The 14,541-nt window shown below is 71.1% G+C and carries 17 protein-coding genes; 5 read left to right on the top strand and 12 right to left on the bottom strand.

The window, feature by feature from the left end; all coding sequences use genetic code 11:
• Positions 1-41 precede the first annotated feature (41 nt).
• Genes ACIQWR_RS28555 through ACIQWR_RS28540 form a run of 4 tightly spaced genes read right to left on the bottom strand, consistent with a single transcriptional unit; the run spans position 42 to position 2,810 of the window.
• Positions 42-1,451 carry a phage/plasmid primase, P4 family gene (locus ACIQWR_RS28555; protein ID WP_404015208.1) on the bottom strand — a complete coding sequence of 470 codons (1,410 nt, stop codon included), beginning with the start codon at positions 1,449-1,451 and terminating at the stop codon, positions 42-44.
• Positions 1,448-2,326, bottom strand: a complete 879-nt coding sequence (locus ACIQWR_RS28550; protein WP_404015205.1) for a bifunctional DNA primase/polymerase — start codon at positions 2,324-2,326, stop codon at positions 1,448-1,450. The genes ACIQWR_RS28555 and ACIQWR_RS28550 overlap by 4 nt, the downstream gene beginning before the upstream one ends.
• On the bottom strand, positions 2,323-2,628 hold the full coding sequence (locus ACIQWR_RS28545) for a hypothetical protein (protein ID WP_404015204.1): 306 nt from the start codon (positions 2,626-2,628) through the stop codon (positions 2,323-2,325). The genes ACIQWR_RS28550 and ACIQWR_RS28545 overlap by 4 nt, the downstream gene beginning before the upstream one ends.
• On the bottom strand, positions 2,625-2,810 hold the full coding sequence (locus tag ACIQWR_RS28540; protein ID WP_404015201.1) for a helix-turn-helix transcriptional regulator: 186 nt from the start codon (positions 2,808-2,810) through the stop codon (positions 2,625-2,627). Before ACIQWR_RS28540 ends, ACIQWR_RS28545 begins: the two co-directional genes overlap by 4 nt.
• Positions 2,811-2,903: 93 nt before the next feature.
• Between ACIQWR_RS28540 and ACIQWR_RS28535 the strand changes: the two genes are divergently transcribed.
• The 3 genes from ACIQWR_RS28535 to ACIQWR_RS28525 are packed head-to-tail and all read left to right on the top strand — an operon-like array spanning position 2,904 to position 4,460.
• Entirely contained in the window at positions 2,904-3,392 is a 489-nt protein-coding gene (locus ACIQWR_RS28535; RefSeq protein ID WP_404015198.1) for a helix-turn-helix domain-containing protein, read from the top strand.
• A complete protein-coding gene (gene xerC, locus ACIQWR_RS28530; RefSeq protein ID WP_404015631.1) occupies positions 3,367-4,260 on the top strand; it encodes a tyrosine recombinase XerC in 894 nt (297 codons plus the stop codon). Before ACIQWR_RS28535 ends, xerC begins: the two co-directional genes overlap by 26 nt.
• Complete coding sequence (locus ACIQWR_RS28525; RefSeq protein ID WP_404015606.1) at positions 4,164-4,460, top strand: tyrosine-type recombinase/integrase; 297 nt, start codon at positions 4,164-4,166, stop codon at positions 4,458-4,460. Before xerC ends, ACIQWR_RS28525 begins: the two co-directional genes overlap by 97 nt.
• 21 nt (positions 4,461-4,481) lie before the next feature.
• On the opposite strand, the gene glnA is transcribed toward ACIQWR_RS28525, so the two are convergent.
• A complete protein-coding gene (gene glnA / locus ACIQWR_RS28520) occupies positions 4,482-5,891 on the bottom strand; it encodes a type I glutamate--ammonia ligase (protein ID WP_404015196.1) in 1,410 nt (469 codons plus the stop codon).
• Between the two features lie 185 nt (positions 5,892-6,076).
• Between glnA and ACIQWR_RS28515 the strand changes: the two genes are divergently transcribed.
• The gene (locus tag ACIQWR_RS28515) at positions 6,077-6,544 is read left to right on the top strand and encodes an RDD family protein (RefSeq protein ID WP_354383732.1); all 468 of its coding nucleotides are present in this window, start codon (positions 6,077-6,079) and stop codon (positions 6,542-6,544) included.
• Between the two features lie 129 nt (positions 6,545-6,673).
• Here ACIQWR_RS28515 and ACIQWR_RS28510 read toward each other — a convergent pair whose 3' ends face one another.
• The 5 genes from ACIQWR_RS28510 to ACIQWR_RS28490 form a co-directional block, all read right to left on the bottom strand.
• The gene (locus ACIQWR_RS28510; RefSeq protein WP_404015192.1) at positions 6,674-7,375 is read right to left on the bottom strand and encodes a DUF4191 domain-containing protein; all 702 of its coding nucleotides are present in this window, start codon (positions 7,373-7,375) and stop codon (positions 6,674-6,676) included.
• Between the two features lie 10 nt (positions 7,376-7,385).
• Positions 7,386-7,583 (bottom strand): hypothetical protein, encoded by a 198-nt coding sequence (locus ACIQWR_RS28505; protein ID WP_214937012.1) that lies wholly within the window; start codon positions 7,581-7,583, stop codon positions 7,386-7,388.
• A gap of 276 nt (positions 7,584-7,859) precedes the next feature.
• Positions 7,860-8,807, bottom strand: coding sequence for a lipoyl synthase (gene lipA, locus ACIQWR_RS28500; RefSeq protein WP_404015189.1), 948 nt, complete (start codon positions 8,805-8,807; stop codon positions 7,860-7,862).
• 142 nt (positions 8,808-8,949) lie between these two features.
• Positions 8,950-9,747 carry a lipoyl(octanoyl) transferase LipB gene (gene lipB / locus ACIQWR_RS28495; protein ID WP_404015186.1) on the bottom strand — a complete coding sequence of 266 codons (798 nt, stop codon included), beginning with the start codon at positions 9,745-9,747 and terminating at the stop codon, positions 8,950-8,952.
• Between the two features lie 180 nt (positions 9,748-9,927).
• Complete coding sequence (locus ACIQWR_RS28490) at positions 9,928-10,194, bottom strand: hypothetical protein (protein WP_399266827.1); 267 nt, start codon at positions 10,192-10,194, stop codon at positions 9,928-9,930.
• 172 nt (positions 10,195-10,366) lie between these two features.
• On the opposite strand from ACIQWR_RS28490, the gene ACIQWR_RS28485 reads away from it, so the two are divergent.
• On the top strand, positions 10,367-11,806 hold the full coding sequence (locus ACIQWR_RS28485) for a regulator (RefSeq protein ID WP_404015183.1): 1,440 nt from the start codon (positions 10,367-10,369) through the stop codon (positions 11,804-11,806).
• An 83-nt stretch (positions 11,807-11,889) separates the two neighbouring features.
• On the opposite strand, the gene ACIQWR_RS28480 is transcribed toward ACIQWR_RS28485, so the two are convergent.
• Together ACIQWR_RS28480 and ACIQWR_RS28475 are read right to left on the bottom strand one after the other, a co-directional pair.
• A complete protein-coding gene (locus tag ACIQWR_RS28480) occupies positions 11,890-13,146 on the bottom strand; it encodes an FAD-dependent oxidoreductase (protein ID WP_404015180.1) in 1,257 nt (418 codons plus the stop codon).
• 210 nt (positions 13,147-13,356) lie between these two features.
• Positions 13,357-14,253: a TIGR01777 family oxidoreductase gene (locus tag ACIQWR_RS28475; protein ID WP_404015177.1), complete on the bottom strand. Its 897-nt coding sequence runs from the start codon at positions 14,251-14,253 to the stop codon at positions 13,357-13,359.
• Positions 14,254-14,541: the final 288 nt, after the last annotated feature.

Genomic DNA, 14,541 nt, shown 5'->3' with positions numbered 1-14,541 from the left:
AGATAACCGGGAGACCCTCCACTACCCTCCACCCGTGCAGGTCAGGGGCTTTCGTCGTCCTCCGTGCCGGTGAGCATCAGGCCGAGCCAGACACGCCCGATCTTGCGGTCCTTCTTCTCGAACCCGCGGGCCTGCATGGAGGCGGCGAAGGTGACGGCGTTGCCCACCTCGTCGCTTTTGATGCCGGTCTTGTGACACCAGGCGGACCAGGCCTCGAAGAGTTCCGACGACCGGACTACCCCGTGCGGGTTGGGCAGAGTCCGCTCGGCCAGGAAGCGCCCCAGGGAGTCGCTGTCGGTGCGGTACTGCTCCGTCCGAACCCGTACCGCCTCAGGGGGCTTGAGGCCCTCCCTGCGGTACGCCTGCCAGCCCTCGTACACCCACGCGAGGATGGCGCCCGTCGCAGCCTTCAGCCGGCCTGGCAACCCACCGTCGCGCTCGTCTTCCGGGATGACGACGTCGAACGGCACGACGAGGATGCGCCGCCATACGGCCGGGTCGTCGCCGCTGACTTCCGGGAGGTGGTTGGTGAGCATGATCAGGGTGTGGGACGGGTCGAACGTGATGGGGTTCTTGTGCATGTAGTTCGCCTCGATGGGGTCGCCGCCCACGAGGCGCTTCATGGTGGCCTCGGCGAACTTGCGGCCCTTCTCCGTCTCGGAGCAGAACGCCAGCCGGGCCCCCCTCAGGCGCATCTTGAACGAGGCGTGCCGGTCGTGCTTGGACTGCATGAGGAGGGCGGGGTCGACCTCGATGGCGTAGTCGCCGAAGGCGGCCATGACCGCGTCGCGGATGGTGCCTTTGCCGTTGGCGCCGGTGCCGGTGAAGATCGGCATGACGTGCTCGGTCTGCTTGCCGAGCATGGCGTAGCCGAACAGGCGCTGTACGAAGGCGCGGACGTCCTCGTCGGGCAGGATCCGTTTGAGGAAGGCTTCCCACTCGTCGTTGACCTCGCCCGTGAGCTTGGCGCCGGCGACCTTGGTGATGAGGTCGGCGCGGTCGTTGTTGTACACCTCGCCCTTCTCGAGGTCGATGGTCTGCCCGGGCGTGTTGAACAGGTAGGGGTCGGCGTCGAGGTGCCGGGCCGCGGTGCTGATGGGCTTCAGCGCTCCGGCGAGTTTGAGCATGCCTTCGATGCCGGCCGCGGACTCGGACTTGCGGACGTCGGAGTACAGGTCGTTGCGCTCGTCGCCCTTGTCCATGGCCATGCATTCGGCGAGTGCCTGTTTGGTGGTGCGGACGGCGGCCTGGATGTCGACGCGCTGTTCGTCGAGGTACCAGCGGGCTCCGGTCCAGTAGTGCCAGCCGATGCCGTGGACGTGCCGCAGCGAGTCGGAGTGCTCTTCGGCGAACCGTTCGGCCATGCGGAGGTGTCCGCGGTGCTGTTCGGTCCGCTGGCTGGGGACGGCGCGGAGCGTGGGCGTGGTGGGCTGCAGGATGGGCTCGGTCATACGCCCGCTCCCTTCCTGGCGGATGCGACGGTGGCCTTGGCGGCACGGTCACCCAGTCCGACGCCGACAGCCGCCGTGATCAGCGCGGCCTCCACGTCGCCCGCCGCGAGATGCCCGTCCTTCACGTGAGCCCACGCCTTCGCGGCGGCCCAGAACAGGCGGTCGTTGCGGGTGCCCTGCTCGGCTCCGGCGACGACGCGGACTAGTCCGTCGAGGACGCGGCTGGCATGGTCGGGCCGCGCCGTGTGCCGGAGGGGCTGGCGGAAGGCCGGCGGTGGCGGGGGCGCGAGCAGGCCGAGCAGCTGTTGGGGGATGGGGTAGACGGTGGGCTCCGCGAGGCGAGGGTGGATGGTGTAGGTGCCGGTCTTGCCGCGGGATCCGGGTCCGACGAGGTAGCCGCGGGTTCCGCGGATGTCGATGCCGGGGCCGAGGCGGCCGACGCTGTTGGGGACGTGAGTGCCGGAGGGGCCGGTGAACCAGAGGTGGAACCCTCCGGACGGGGTGCACACGGTCACGGTCTGGGGGACGGTGAACCTGTGCTGGTCGGCCAACTGGTTGAGGGTGGCGACCCCGTCGACGTCGTTCTTCCGGTCGAGGTCGACGCCGACGAGGGGGACGGGGCCGGCGCCGCACGCGATGCCGTACCCGGCCGCGTGGCGGGCCTGGTCGAATGCGGCGCGGATGGTGTCCGCGTCGTTGCTGGCGTCGCCCACGCCGTGCCCGAAGGCCCCGCACTGCCGCAGGCCGGAGCACGAGTGCCCCTGGTCGTGCGGGGAGGGGATGGCGGGCACCTTGTTGCGGGACAGGGGGAAGACGCTGAACCCACGGGCTCCGGCCTCGATGGCGCTGTCGAGGGCGTTCTGCCAGTTGCTCATGCGGCCCTCCCGCGTCGGCTGCGCAGTTCGTACTCGGTGCCGCAGGGGCCGGTGACGTCGCCGAGGTGCACGTGTCGGTGCCAGTCGGTGCACTGGGGGCAGTGGGCGAGGTACTCCACCCGGCCTCGGGTGATGAGGACCAGCGGCCGGGCGATGGGCTTGCGGCCGGGCGTCGGGAACAGGTCGCCTTGCTGCCCGGGGCCCCGCTGCTGGGGTACCGTGGCAGCAGTCGCCCCGCTAGCCGCGGAGACTTCCTGAGAAGGGCCTGTCATCAGCAGGCCCTTCTTTGCGTCGTGGCTCATGCCGCCTCGTCCCCCGCCTGCTCAGCGTCCCAGCGGTCGAGGATCGTCTCGTCGTAGAGGACCCGCCGGCCGCGCTTGACGCCGCCCGGGATGTAGCCGATGTGGCGCCAGTAGCGGACCGTGCTTTCAGCCGTGCGGTAGCGCTCGGCCACCTCGGACGTCTTGAGATAGCGCTTAGACATGACCTTCCTTCGCGTCATGAAGCATGCTTCACCTGATGTCGACTGAAGCTAGCAGCGTTGACTCGCTTCGTCTAGCGCCATACGCTTCACGACATGAAGACTGAGGATGTGGGAGCTGCCTTCGGCGCTCAGGTGAAGAGCGCTCGCGAGCTACACGGCTGGTCACAGGCCGAACTCGCGGCGCGGCTGGGCGCAGCGATGGAGAAGGAGGTCAATCCCCTCGTCATCACGCGCATCGAGGGGAGCAAGCGCCCCGTGTCAATCACGGAGCTGGTCGCCCTCGCCTCGATCTTCAACATGACGCCGGGGGCCCTCCTTGAGGGCATGGCTGTCGACGTGAACGAGCTGGACCACATCGAGGCCCAGCGGGCGGTCCGTCGCTGGATCGTCCGGGAGGCGGCGGCCCGTCGGTCCCTGGGGGACGTCGCGGTCTACCTCAGGCGGCACCCGCACACTCGCGAGACCATCCGCGCGACGCTTCATAGGACAGTGGGCGAGGAAGTCGACGAGATCATGACGCGGCTGGATGAGGCGGAGATCGAAGGAGAGGAGCAGGATGGCCAGCATCAAGAAGAGGCCTAACGGCAAGTACCGGGCCCGCTATCGGGACGCCACTGGCCGGGAGCACGCGCGGCACTTCGTGCGGAAGGTCGACGCGCAGCGGTGGCTCGACGAGGAGACGGCGAGCCTGGTCACGGGGAACTATGTGAACCCGAAGGACCGGAAGGTCACGGTCGACGAATGGTGCGACACCTGGATTACCGCCTATGAGGGGAACCGTCCGTCCACGGTGCGACAGGGACGCGTACACCTGGCCCGGATCCGCAAGGAGTTCGGGCCTTTGCCGTTGTCGGCGGTCAAGCCGACCGCGGTTCGGTCATGGCTGGCCCGTCTGGGGAAGGAGGGCCGGAAGCCCTCCTACGTGTACGCGCTGCACAACCGGCTCTCGCAGGTGATGACGGACGCGGTCCACGACGGGCTACTGACGTCGAACCCCTGCTCCCGGCGGACCTCTCCCGGCGGCGGGAAGCCCCGGCCCTACGTCGCCACGACCGAGCAGGTATGGCAGCTGTACGAGGCGTTCGACGAGCAGTACCGCCTGGCCGTCCTGCTCGGTGCGTTCGCCGGCCTGCGGGTGGGCGAGGTGTGCGGGCTTCGCCGGGCCGACGTGGCCTTTCCCGAGCGGGAGATCCGGCCGGCGGTGCAGTACCCGGCCGAGCCACTGAAGACGGACATGAGTCGGGAGGCGATCCCCGTGCCGGACGAGTTGGTCGCGGCCATCCCCCGGCCGCGGGCCGGCGGGCCCGTCACTGTGTGGCCCGCGAGGACGGCGAGCAGGCGAGCACGTGGGCGATCGAGCGGCAGATCCGCGCGGTGCGGGACAAGGTGCCGGGGCTGCCTGAGGGCTTCCGCTTCCACGACCTGCGGCACTACTACGCCTCGCTGCTGATCGCGTCCGGCGCCGATATCAAGACGGTGCAGCATCGCCTGCGACACGCGTCCGCGAAGACGACACTGGACACATACGGTCACCTCTGGCCGGACACGGAGGAGACGACCAGGGCCGCCGTGGGGGCCGTCATGCAGGGCAAGATCAAAAAAGCTGCGGACCCCCCGCGGACTGGCGAGGGGTCCGCAGCACGAACCTAGAGGTCAGAGACCAATCGATCTTTACAGATCAAAGTACAGCTCGAACTCGTGCGGGTGCGGGCGCAGGGCGATCGGGGCGATCTCGTGGGTGCGCTTGTAGTCGATCCAGGTCTCGATCAGGTCGGACGTGAAGACGCCACCGGCCTGGAGGTACTCGTTGTCCTCCTCCAGCGCGCGCAGCACGGCGTCGAGGGAGGTCGGGACCTGCGGGACGCTCGCGTGCTCGTCGGGCGAGAGCTCGTAGAGGTCCTTGTCGATCGGCTCCATCGGCTCGATCTTGTTCTTCACGCCGTCGAGGCCCGCGAGGAGCAGCGCCGAGAAGGCGAGGTACGGGTTGGACGACGGGTCCGGGGCGCGGAACTCGACGCGCTTGGCCTTCGGGTTCGAGCCCGTGATCGGGATGCGCATCGCGGCGGAGCGGTTGCGCTGCGAGTAGACCATGTTGACCGGGGCCTCGAAGCCGGGCACCAGGCGGTGGTAGGAGTTCACCGTCGGGTTGGTGAACGCCAGCAGCGACGGCGCGTGCTTGAGGATGCCGCCGATGTAGTAGCGGGCGGTGTCCGACAGGCCCGCGTAGCCGGCCTCGTCGTAGAACAGCGGGTCGCCGTTCGCCCACAGCGACTGGTGCACGTGCATGCCCGAGCCGTTGTCGCCGAAGATCGGCTTCGGCATGAAGGTCGCGGTCTTGCCGTTGCGCCAGGCGACGTTCTTCACGATGTACTTGAAGAGCATCAGGTCGTCGGCCGCGGCGAGCAGCGTGTTGAACTTGTAGTTGATCTCGGCCTGGCCGCCGGTGCCGACCTCGTGGTGCTGGCGCTCGACCTGGAGGCCCTGGGCGTCCAGTTCGAGGGAGATCTCGGCGCGCAGGTCGGCGAAGTGGTCGACCGGGGCGACGGGGAAGTAACCGCCCTTGTAGCGGACCTTGTAGCCGCGGTTGTTCTCCTCCGAACCGGTGTTCCAGGCGCCGGCCTCGGAGTCGATGTGGTAGAAGCTCTCGTTCGCGCTGGTCGCGAAGCGCACGCTGTCGAACACGTAGAACTCGGCCTCGGGGCCGAAGTACGCGGTGTCGGCGATGCCGGTGGAGGCGAGGTACGCCTCGGCCTTCTTCGCGATGTTGCGCGGGTCGCGGCTGTAGGCCTCGCCCGTGATCGGGTCGTGGATGAAGAAGTTGATGTTCAGCGTCTTGTCGCGACGGAACGGGTCCAGTCGAGCCGTCGACAGGTCCGCGCGCAGCGCCATGTCGGACTCGTGGATCGCCTGGAAGCCGCGGATCGAGGAGCCGTCGAAGGCCAGCTCATCGTCCGGGTTGAAGACGCCTGCGGGGATCGTGAAGTGCTGCATCACGCCGGGCAGGTCACAGAAACGGACGTCGACCATCTTGACGTCGTTGTCTGCGATGTACTTCTTCACTTCGTCGGCGTTCTGGAACATCCAACTCCTCCTACTCCCGGCCCCGGGGGAGGGACGGGTTGCATAGCTCGTGGTGCGTCAGTGCGGTGCCGCACGCTGACCCGACCATAAGCAGACGGGATTTCTCAAGCATGACCCATTTGTTTCGCACAAGTTAACCAGGGTCCCGGCGGAGGCTGTGGGAGCACCACGGGTACCGTGGTCGGGTGGACAACAGGCAAGCAATCGGATCGTGGCTCTCCGGCCCCCGCGCGGCCGCCGAGGACATGGGCGCCGACTTCGGCTACCCGGGCCAGCAGCTGGGCCTTCCCAAGGAGGGTCCGGGCTCCGTGGCCCGCTTCGGCCGTCGGCTGGCCGCCGTGGCCATCGACTGGACCGGCTGCCTGGTCATCACGTACGGGCTGATCACGCACGGCGAATCGACCGCGACGGGCAACTGGACCCTGGGGCTCTTCGTGGCCCTGGCGATCCTGACGGTGGGCACCGTGGGCTTCACCCCCGGCAAGCGGATCCTCGGCCTCCGGGTGATCTCGGAGAACGGCGGGCGCCTCGGCTTCGGCCGCGTGGTGCTGCGCACCCTGCTGCTCGCCCTGGTCATCCCGGCGGTCATCTGGGACCGCGACGCCCGCGGCCTGCACGACCGCCTCGCGCGCGCCGTCCAGGTCCGCATCTGAGACGAAGCGGGAGCGGGAGCCCGAAGGGCCCCGATCGCGAAGCCGAAGGGCCCCGATCGCGAAGTGGGGCGCCCCCGGTCGATGACCGGGGGCGCCCCACTTGTATGTCTTGTATGCAATGCGGGCGGGTCAGCCGCGCGGCGGCCGCTGACCGCCCCGGGCACCGCGTCCCGGCATGGGACCCTTGGGGATGGGCATGTTGCTCATCAGGTCGCCCATGGCGCGCAGCTTGTCGTTCACCTCGGTGATCTGCGGGCCCGCGAGCACGCGCGGCAGCTTGAGCAGCGTCGTGCGCACCTTCTTGAGCGGCACCTCGCCCTCGCCCGTGCCGACGATGATGTCGTGCACCGGGATCTCCGGCATGACGCGCTTCATCTTCTTCTTCTCGGCGGCGAGCAGGCTCTTGACCCGGTTCGGGTTGCCCTCGGCGACCAGCACGACGCCGGCCTTGCCGACCGCGCGGTGCACGATGTCCTGCTGGCGGCTCATCGCGATCGCGGGGGTGGTGGTCCAACCCCGTCCCACGTTGTCCAGGACCGCCGCGGCGGCGCCCGGCTGGCCCTCCATCTGCCCGAAGGCAGCGGCCTCGGCACGCCGGCCGAAGATGATCGCCATCGCCAGGAAGGCGACCAGGAATCCCAGGATGCCCAGATAGATCGGGTAACCGATCAGGAAGCCGATCCCGAGGACGACACCAAAGGTGACGATTCCCACGCCCGCGACGATGAGACCGACCTTCGGGTCGGCCTTACGGGTCATCTTGTACGTCAGGGCGATCTGCTTCAGTCGCCCGGGGTTCGCAGCAGTCTCTGCGTTTGACTTCCTCGCCATGCAGCGAAGTTTACGTGGCCTGCGGAGTCCGGGTCGCCGCGGCCTCGAGTACGTGCTCGGTTTCGACGCGGTCCTTGGCCCTGCGGCGGTCCTCCAGCACCGCCGTCCAGGCGTTGCGACGGGCGCCGCTCATGAGCAGCGACTCGATGCCCCGGAAGGCGTCGGTGAACGACGGGATGGCGATGGCGCGAACGGGCGCGGCCTGCATGTCGATCCCTCTCTGGTGCTCTCGTCGGTGGAGCTTCGCGGTTCAGGTGGAACTTCGTGGGTGCCGTGCGGGTGCGGCGCGTGCGCCGCGCATGCGCCGTGCGTGCGCGCCGTGTGCGGTGCGTGGAGCCAGCGTCACTGATTGGTGTTACCAGGGCGTGACCGACTGGTCAAACGATGATGAAACATTGACGCGGCCCGCCAGGTGTCTCCCTTGAGGGAGCCTAGGGGCCGCGTCGCCGTGGTGTTACTGCTTAGTAGGACTTTGTGCGCGAATTCACACAGTCGTCCGGTGGTCCATCGCCTGCTGGTACAGCCGGCCCGCGCGGTACGAGGAACGCACCAGCGGACCCGACATCACGCCGGAGAAGCCGATGTCCTCGGCCTCCTTCGCCAGCTCCACGAACTCGGCCGGCTTCACCCAGCGCTCCACGGGGTGGTGCCGCGACGAGGGCCGCAGGTACTGGGTGATCGTGATGAGTTCGCAACCCGCGGTGTGCAGGTCCTTGAGCGCCTGGGTGACTTCCTCGCGCTCCTCGCCCATGCCGAGGATCAGGTTCGACTTGGTGATCAGGCCGTACTCGCGCGCCTTGGTGATCACGTCGAGCGAGCGCTCGTAGCGGAAACCGGGGCGGATCCGCTTGAAGATGCGCGGGACCGTCTCGACGTTGTGCGCGAAGACCTCGGGGCGGGAGGCGAAGACCTCTTCCAGCAGCTCCGGCACCGCGTTGAAGTCGGGCGCGAGCAGCTCCACCTTGGTGTGGCCGCCGGCGCGCTCCGCCGTCTGCTGGTGGATCTGGCGCACCGTCTCGGCGTAGAGCCAGGCGCCGCCGTCCGGCAGGTCGTCGCGGGCGACACCGGTGATGGTGGCGTAGTTCAGGTCCATGGTGACCACGGACTCGCCCACGCGGCGCGGCTCGTCACGGTCCAGCGCCTCGGGCTTGCCCGTGTCGATCTGGCAGAAGTCGCAGCGCCGGGTGCACTGGTCGCCACCGATGAGGAAGGTGGCCTCGCGGTCCTCCCAGCATTCGTAGATGTTCGGACAGCCGGCTTCCTGGCACACCGTGTGCAGTCCTTCGCCCTTCACCAGGGCCTGCATCTTGGTGTACTCGGGACCCATCTTCGCCCGGGTCTTGATCCACTCGGGCTTGCGCTCGATGGGCGTCTGGGCGTTACGGACCTCCAGGCGCAGCATCTTGCGTCCGTCGGGTGCGACTGCGGACACGACCGGCTCCCTGTGACTTCGATTCTTCGGCGCCCACCAGGGTACGCCCGTAAATTCATACGTTCTTACGTCGGCCAACCTGCGGGCGGGCGGACGCATTCCCCCGGGGCTCCGCCCGGGCTCCCCCGGGGCTCCCCCGGGTCTAGGAGGCCGCGGGCTCGATGACGCGCGGCCGCGGGTCGGCGCCCTCCAGGACGTCCTTGAGGTGGCCCTCGATGACCGGCAGCACCTCGGCGATGGTGATCTCGCGGCCCAGTTCGTACGAGAGCGAGGTCACACCGGCGTCGCGGATGCCGCAGGGGACGATCCGGTCGAACCAGGTGTTGTCGGGATTCACGTTGATCGCGAAGCCGTGCATCGTGACGCCCTTGGCGACGCGGATGCCGATGGCGGCGAGCTTGCGGTCCTCGCGGCGCTGGCCGGCGTTGGACGGCGCGTACTCCGGCCCGTTCAGCCGGGGGTCGAACTCCTCGTCCGCGAGCCTCGGGTCGAAGTCGAGCGACAGCCCGCCGAGCTTGGGGCGGTCCTCGACGGGGTCGCCGAGCACCCAGACGCCGGAGCGGCCCTCGACCCGGCTGGTCTCCAGGCCGAAGTCGGCGGCGGTGCGGATCAGCGCGTCCTCCAGCCGCCGGACGTGGGCGACCACGTCCACCGGGCGGGGCAGCTTCATGATCGGGTAGCCGACGAGCTGGCCGGGGCCGTGCCAGGTGATCTTCCCGCCGCGGTCCACGTCGACCACCGGGGTGCCGTCGAGGGGGCGCTCGCTGTCGGCCGTGCGCCGTCCCGCCGTGTAGACCGGGAGGTGCTCCAGCAGCAGGCAGGTGTCTTCGGTCTCGTCCGCGAAGCGTGCGGCGTGGACGCGCCGCTGCTCTTCCCAAGCCTCGGTGTACTCGACGGCATCCGGACCGAAGCCCAGATGGACAAACCGCAGCTCAGCCACCGCAGCGCCTCCTCGTTGAAACCCGCTGTGCGTGCATATCGCACCCATATCGCACGCACCCAGCGTACGGCGCCCCCGCGACGGCCCGGCAGGGCCCCCGCACGGGGCCCGCAAGGCGCCCGCGCGGGGGTGGGCGGGCACGGGCGGAGGGGTGCCCGGGCCGTCTCGGGCGGCGGGTGTCTAGGCCGTCTCGGGCGGCGGGGCCGGGAGGCGGCGGGGCTGTTTGCGGCCCCGCGGGGGCCGGTCCGGGTCCTCGTCGGCCCGCGGCAGCCGCCGGTGGCCCTCGGAGTGGTCGTTGACCCAGCCGCACACACCGCAGGCGTAGCGCCCGTCGAGCCCGGCGATCAGCGTGCCGCACCGGCGGCACTCGGCCTCGGTGATCTCGGGCGCGAGGAGCGGCGCGGTGGATTCCGGTACGGCGTGCGACTCGTGGGGCCAGCGGGTCATGCCCGCAGCTTAGGCGGGGATGCGGGACCCATCCGTAAAGGGCCTGCCCGGTTCTTCGCACGATCGGATGAATGTGGGATAGAAGGGGCGGTCCGGGCAGTGTTCGCCGCTACATTCACGCCGTTCACAGGGCCGGGACACCGGTCCGTCACGTCAGGAGACCGTGGAGCCGATGACGGAACGACCTGCCCAGCGCGTCCCCAACCGGCAGCTCGCGGCACTGATCGCCGAGGCCGGGTTCTCCAATGCCGGGCTCGCCCGCCGCGTGGACCAGCTCGGTCTGGAGCACGGTCTCGATCTGCGGTACGACAAGACCTCGGTCACCCGGTGGCTGCGCGGGCAACAGCCGCGCGGAACCACCCCGGCGCTGATCGCCGAAGTGTTCACCCGGCGGCTCGGGCGGCGGCTCTCGGCGCAGGACCTCGGGCTGGACGCCTGCGCCCCGGTCTACGCGGGGCTGGAGTTCGCGGCCACCCCCGAGGAGGCCGTGGACATCGCGAGCGGCCTGTGGCGCAAGGACTCCGGTTCGCACGCCGAACTGCGGAAGATCGCCTTCACCCCGGCCGGACTCGTCGTCCCCAGCCGGGACTGGCTGATCGGCCGGGCCGACGAGCGCGTCGCCCGGGGCTCGGACCCGGGCGCCTCGCGGATCCCGGCCCAGAACCGCTCGACCGTGCCCCGCCAGCGCCAGATCGACCGGGGCCCCGGCCAACGGGTCACCTCCGGGGACATCGCCGCGCTCAGATCGGTCGGCGAGCTCTTCCGGGCGCTGGACCACGCCTACGGCGGCGGCCACGCACGCCAGGCCCTGGTGCGCTACCTGGAGCACGAGGCGGAGCCGATGCTGCGCGGCACCTACGGCGAGAACTCCGGGCGGCGGCTCTTCGCGGCCGCCGCCGACCTGACCCGGCTCGCGGGCTGGACCTCGTACGACATCGCCGCCCACGGGCTCGCCCAGCGCTACTTCGTCCAGGCCCTGCGCCTCGCCCAGGCCGCCGGGGACCGGCCCTACGGCGCCTACGTCCTGGTCACCATGAGCCGCCAGGCGGTCTACCTCGGCCACGGGCGGGAGGCCGTACAGCTGGCCCGGGTCGCCCAGCAGGGCGTCGGGTCGGGCCCGCCCCAGGTGGTCCAGGGGCTGCTGCACGCGGCGGAGGCGCGGGGGCACGCGGTACTGGGCGAGGTGCGGGCGGCCACCGCCTCCCTCGTACGGGCGGAACGCGCGCTCGGCGCCGCGCGGCCCGGGGACGACGTACCGCACTGGGCGCGGACCTTCGACGAGGCGGAGCTGGCCGACGAGTTCGGGCACTGCCACCGCGACCTCCAGCAGTACCGGGCCGCGGCGCAGCACGCGGAGCGCTCGCTCCAGCTGCGCGCGCCGGGCTTCGCGCGCTCCCGGCTCTTCTGCCGGGTGGTGCTGGCCACGGCGCGGCTGGGGCTGGGCGAGCTGGACCAGGCGTGCGCCCTGGGCGCGGAGGCGGCGCAGCAGGCGATGGAGATGCGCTCGGTGCGCGCGGTGGAGTACGTACGGGACTTCGAGCGGCGGCTGGAGCCCTACCGGGACGCGGCGGCCGTGCGGACCTACCGGGACCGGGTGGCGTCGCTGTCGTAGCCGGGCCCCCGGCGCCCCGTCGCGCCCCGGACGTGCCGGGGGCCCGGTCCCCCTCGGGAGACCGGGCCCCGCACTGGGTGGTTTCAGGCAGCCGCCGGTACGACGGGCTCCGCGACCGGCACCGGGATGCCGAAGTCGCGCAGGACGGCGGTGGTGGCGCGGCGCGCCGAGTGCAGGGCGCCCTGCACGGTGTTGGTGTCCCGGTGGTCCCCGCACACGTACAGCCCGGCGAGCAGCCGGACCGTGCGCCGCGTGTCGTACGGCGCGGGCATGGCCGGGACGGCCTCGGGCGTGTGGTGGACGGCGAGCGGCTCCCAGTCCCGGGTGGAGGTCTCGTAGAGCCGGGCGAGGCGGGAGGCCACCGTCCGGGCGGGCGGCGGCGGTCCGAGCACGGTGGTGCTGACGAGCGAGCGCCCGGCCGGGGCGCGGCTCGGGTCGACGGCGCTCATCACGGTGGTGTGCGCGAGCGGCCACTTGGGGTCGCCGTCGAGCAGGAGCGAGCCGTCCCAGGGCAGCTCGGCGGTGGTCGCGTGGTGGATGACGGTGATCTCGTGGAAGCGGGGCACGCGCAGGCCCGGCAGCAGCTCGGCCGCGGCGCGGGCGCCGGTGGCGAGCAGGACGGAGCGGCAGGCGAAGTCGCCGTGCTCCTCGGTGGTCACCAGGTTGGTGGCCACCGAGCGCACGCGCACGCCGGTGCGCACGGTGCCGGGCGGCAGCCCGGCGGCCAGGAGCGCCGGCAGGGCGGCGGCGCCGCCTTCGGGCACCGCGAGGCGACCGCGGGCGAAGCGGCGCAGCGCGAGGTCGGCGACCCGGCTGGAGGTGGTGAGCTCCGGGTCGCAGAGCAGGGTGGCGAGCAGGGGTCGCAGGACCCCGGTGACCGTGCGCGGAGGCAGGGTCCGGCTGCGCAGCGCGGCGAGCGCGGTGCGTTCGGGACGGGCCAGGATCCGCTCCTCGGGCAGGGCCGCGAGACGACCGAGCGCGGCGCTGAGCCGGGCCTGGTCGAGCGAGCCGCTGGCGAGGGCGCGGGCCGGTGTGAGGGCGCCGGCCCTCAGTTGTTTGCCCTCGCTGTGGACGAGGACGCCGGGTGCGAAGGGCCGCAGGACCAGGCCCTCCAGGCCGGGTGTGCGGGCCAGTTCCGGGTACGAGGTGTTGAGGAGCTGACCGACCCGGTCCAATCGGAATCCGTCGGTCCGCTCGGTGGCCATCCGGCCGCCGGGATCGTCGGCGGCCTCCAGGACGGTGACGCTGACCCCCGCTGCGATCAGATGGTGTGCCGCCGCGAGTCCTGAGACTCCGGCTCCCACGATGACTACGTCTGCACGGTGTGCGCTGCTGAGCACGTGCCCCTCCCCGAGGTCGGCGCGGCTTGTCTGGTCCTCCTTCCCCCAACCAGCTCCAGCAGAACCCGAGTTGGATGCGCTTTTCCGAACGTTTCCGGTTGCATACCGGTCGCACTCCGGACACGTGCGGGTCGCATGCGGGTCACAAACGGTCGCACGCCGGGCGGTGTCCGCCGGTCGGCGCGCCCCCGCGAATGCGCCCCCCGATGCTCACGAACGCGCCAGCGCCGCCCTGATCGCCTCGTCGATCCCCGGGTGGCGGAAGACGAACCCGGACTCCAACAGCCGCGCGGGCCGGACCCGCTGGCTGCCCAGCACGTCCTCGGAGAACTCGCCCAGCGCGATCCGCATCGCCGCCGCCGGTACGGCGCACACCGTCGGCCGCCGCAGTACGCGCCCCATCGCCGCGGTGATCTCCCGGTTGGTCAGCGGCTCCGGAGCGGTGAGGTTCACCGGGCCGGACAGCTCCGGGGTGACGATCAGGTGGCGCAGGGCCGCGATCTCGTCGTGCAGGGAGATGTACGACCAGTACTGGCGGCCGTCACCGAGGCGGCCGCCGATGCCCGCCCGGAACACCGGGAAGAGCTTGCCCCAGGCGCCGCCCTCGGCCGCGACGACGAGCCCGGTCCGGGCGAAGGCGGTCCGCACCCCGGCCGCCGCGGCGGGGGCGGCGGCCGCCTCCCACTCCACGCAGACGGAGGGCAGGAAGCCGGTGCCCGCCGGAGCGGTCTCGTCCACGGCCCGCTGGCCGGTGTCGCCGTAGTAGCCGATGGCGCTGCCGCAGACCAGGACGGAGGGCGGGCGCTCCATCGCCGCCACGGCGGTGGCGATCGCGGTGGTGCCGAGCACGCGGCTGTCCCGGATCTCCCGCTTGTACCGCGCCGACCAGCGGTGGTCCCCGACCCCGGCCCCGGCGAGGTGCACGACGGCCTCGCTGCCGGTCAGGGCCTCGGGGGCGACGTACCCGCGGCGCGGGTCCCACTCGGCCTCGTCCGGGGCGGTGGGGGCGCGGCGGACGAGGCGCACGATGTCGTGGCCGTCCTCGCGCAGGGAGCGCACGAGCGCCGTTCCGATGAGCCCGGCCGAGCCGGTGACCACGATCCGCATCCCCCCATCCTCCCCCCATCCGGAGCCAATCCCGCCGAAGCCGTTCCAGCCGGGCCCGGCCCGATTCAGCCTCGCCCGGGGGCCCCTCCCAGCGGTAGCTGGGGGAGTTTGAGGCGCGGGTCCGGGCGGAGCCATTCCACTCGCCCAGCCGGGCCGATTCAGCCTCGCCGGCGTTTGAGGCGCGGGTCCGGGCGGAGCCCGGGGCGGCCCGCCAGGGCCGTTGTCCCCTGCGGGGCTCCTGGGGCTCCGCCCCAGACCCCGCGCCTCAAACTCCTCCAGCTACCGCTG

The organism is Streptomyces sp. NPDC098789 (assembly GCF_044759975.1).
Classification (GTDB): domain Bacteria; phylum Actinomycetota; class Actinomycetes; order Streptomycetales; family Streptomycetaceae; genus Streptomyces.
This window is presented reverse-complemented; position numbering and strand designations above follow the sequence as displayed.

Excerpts from the sequence above, each read along its gene's own strand:
- glnA (WP_404015196.1), bottom strand. The coding sequence starts at position 5,891 with ATGTTCCAGAACGCCGACGAAGTGAAGAAGTACATCGCAGACAACGAC.
- ACIQWR_RS28490 (WP_399266827.1), bottom strand. The coding sequence starts at position 10,194 with ATGACCCGCTGGCCCCACGAGTCGCACGCCGTACCGGAATCCACCGCG.
- xerC (WP_404015631.1), top strand. The coding sequence starts at position 3,367 with ATGGCCAGCATCAAGAAGAGGCCTAACGGCAAGTACCGGGCCCGCTAT.
- ACIQWR_RS28475 (WP_404015177.1), bottom strand. The coding sequence starts at position 14,253 with ATGCGGATCGTGGTCACCGGCTCGGCCGGGCTCATCGGAACGGCGCTC.
- ACIQWR_RS28535 (WP_404015198.1), top strand. The coding sequence starts at position 2,904 with ATGAAGACTGAGGATGTGGGAGCTGCCTTCGGCGCTCAGGTGAAGAGC.
- ACIQWR_RS28505 (WP_214937012.1), bottom strand. The coding sequence starts at position 7,583 with ATGCAGGCCGCGCCCGTTCGCGCCATCGCCATCCCGTCGTTCACCGAC.
- ACIQWR_RS28485 (WP_404015183.1), top strand. The coding sequence starts at position 10,367 with ATGACGGAACGACCTGCCCAGCGCGTCCCCAACCGGCAGCTCGCGGCA.
- ACIQWR_RS28510 (WP_404015192.1), bottom strand. The coding sequence starts at position 7,375 with ATGGCGAGGAAGTCAAACGCAGAGACTGCTGCGAACCCCGGGCGACTG.
- ACIQWR_RS28555 (WP_404015208.1), bottom strand. The coding sequence starts at position 1,451 with ATGACCGAGCCCATCCTGCAGCCCACCACGCCCACGCTCCGCGCCGTC.
- ACIQWR_RS28540 (WP_404015201.1), bottom strand. The coding sequence starts at position 2,810 with ATGTCTAAGCGCTATCTCAAGACGTCCGAGGTGGCCGAGCGCTACCGC.
- ACIQWR_RS28545 (WP_404015204.1), bottom strand. The coding sequence starts at position 2,628 with ATGAGCCACGACGCAAAGAAGGGCCTGCTGATGACAGGCCCTTCTCAG.
- ACIQWR_RS28550 (WP_404015205.1), bottom strand. The coding sequence starts at position 2,326 with ATGAGCAACTGGCAGAACGCCCTCGACAGCGCCATCGAGGCCGGAGCC.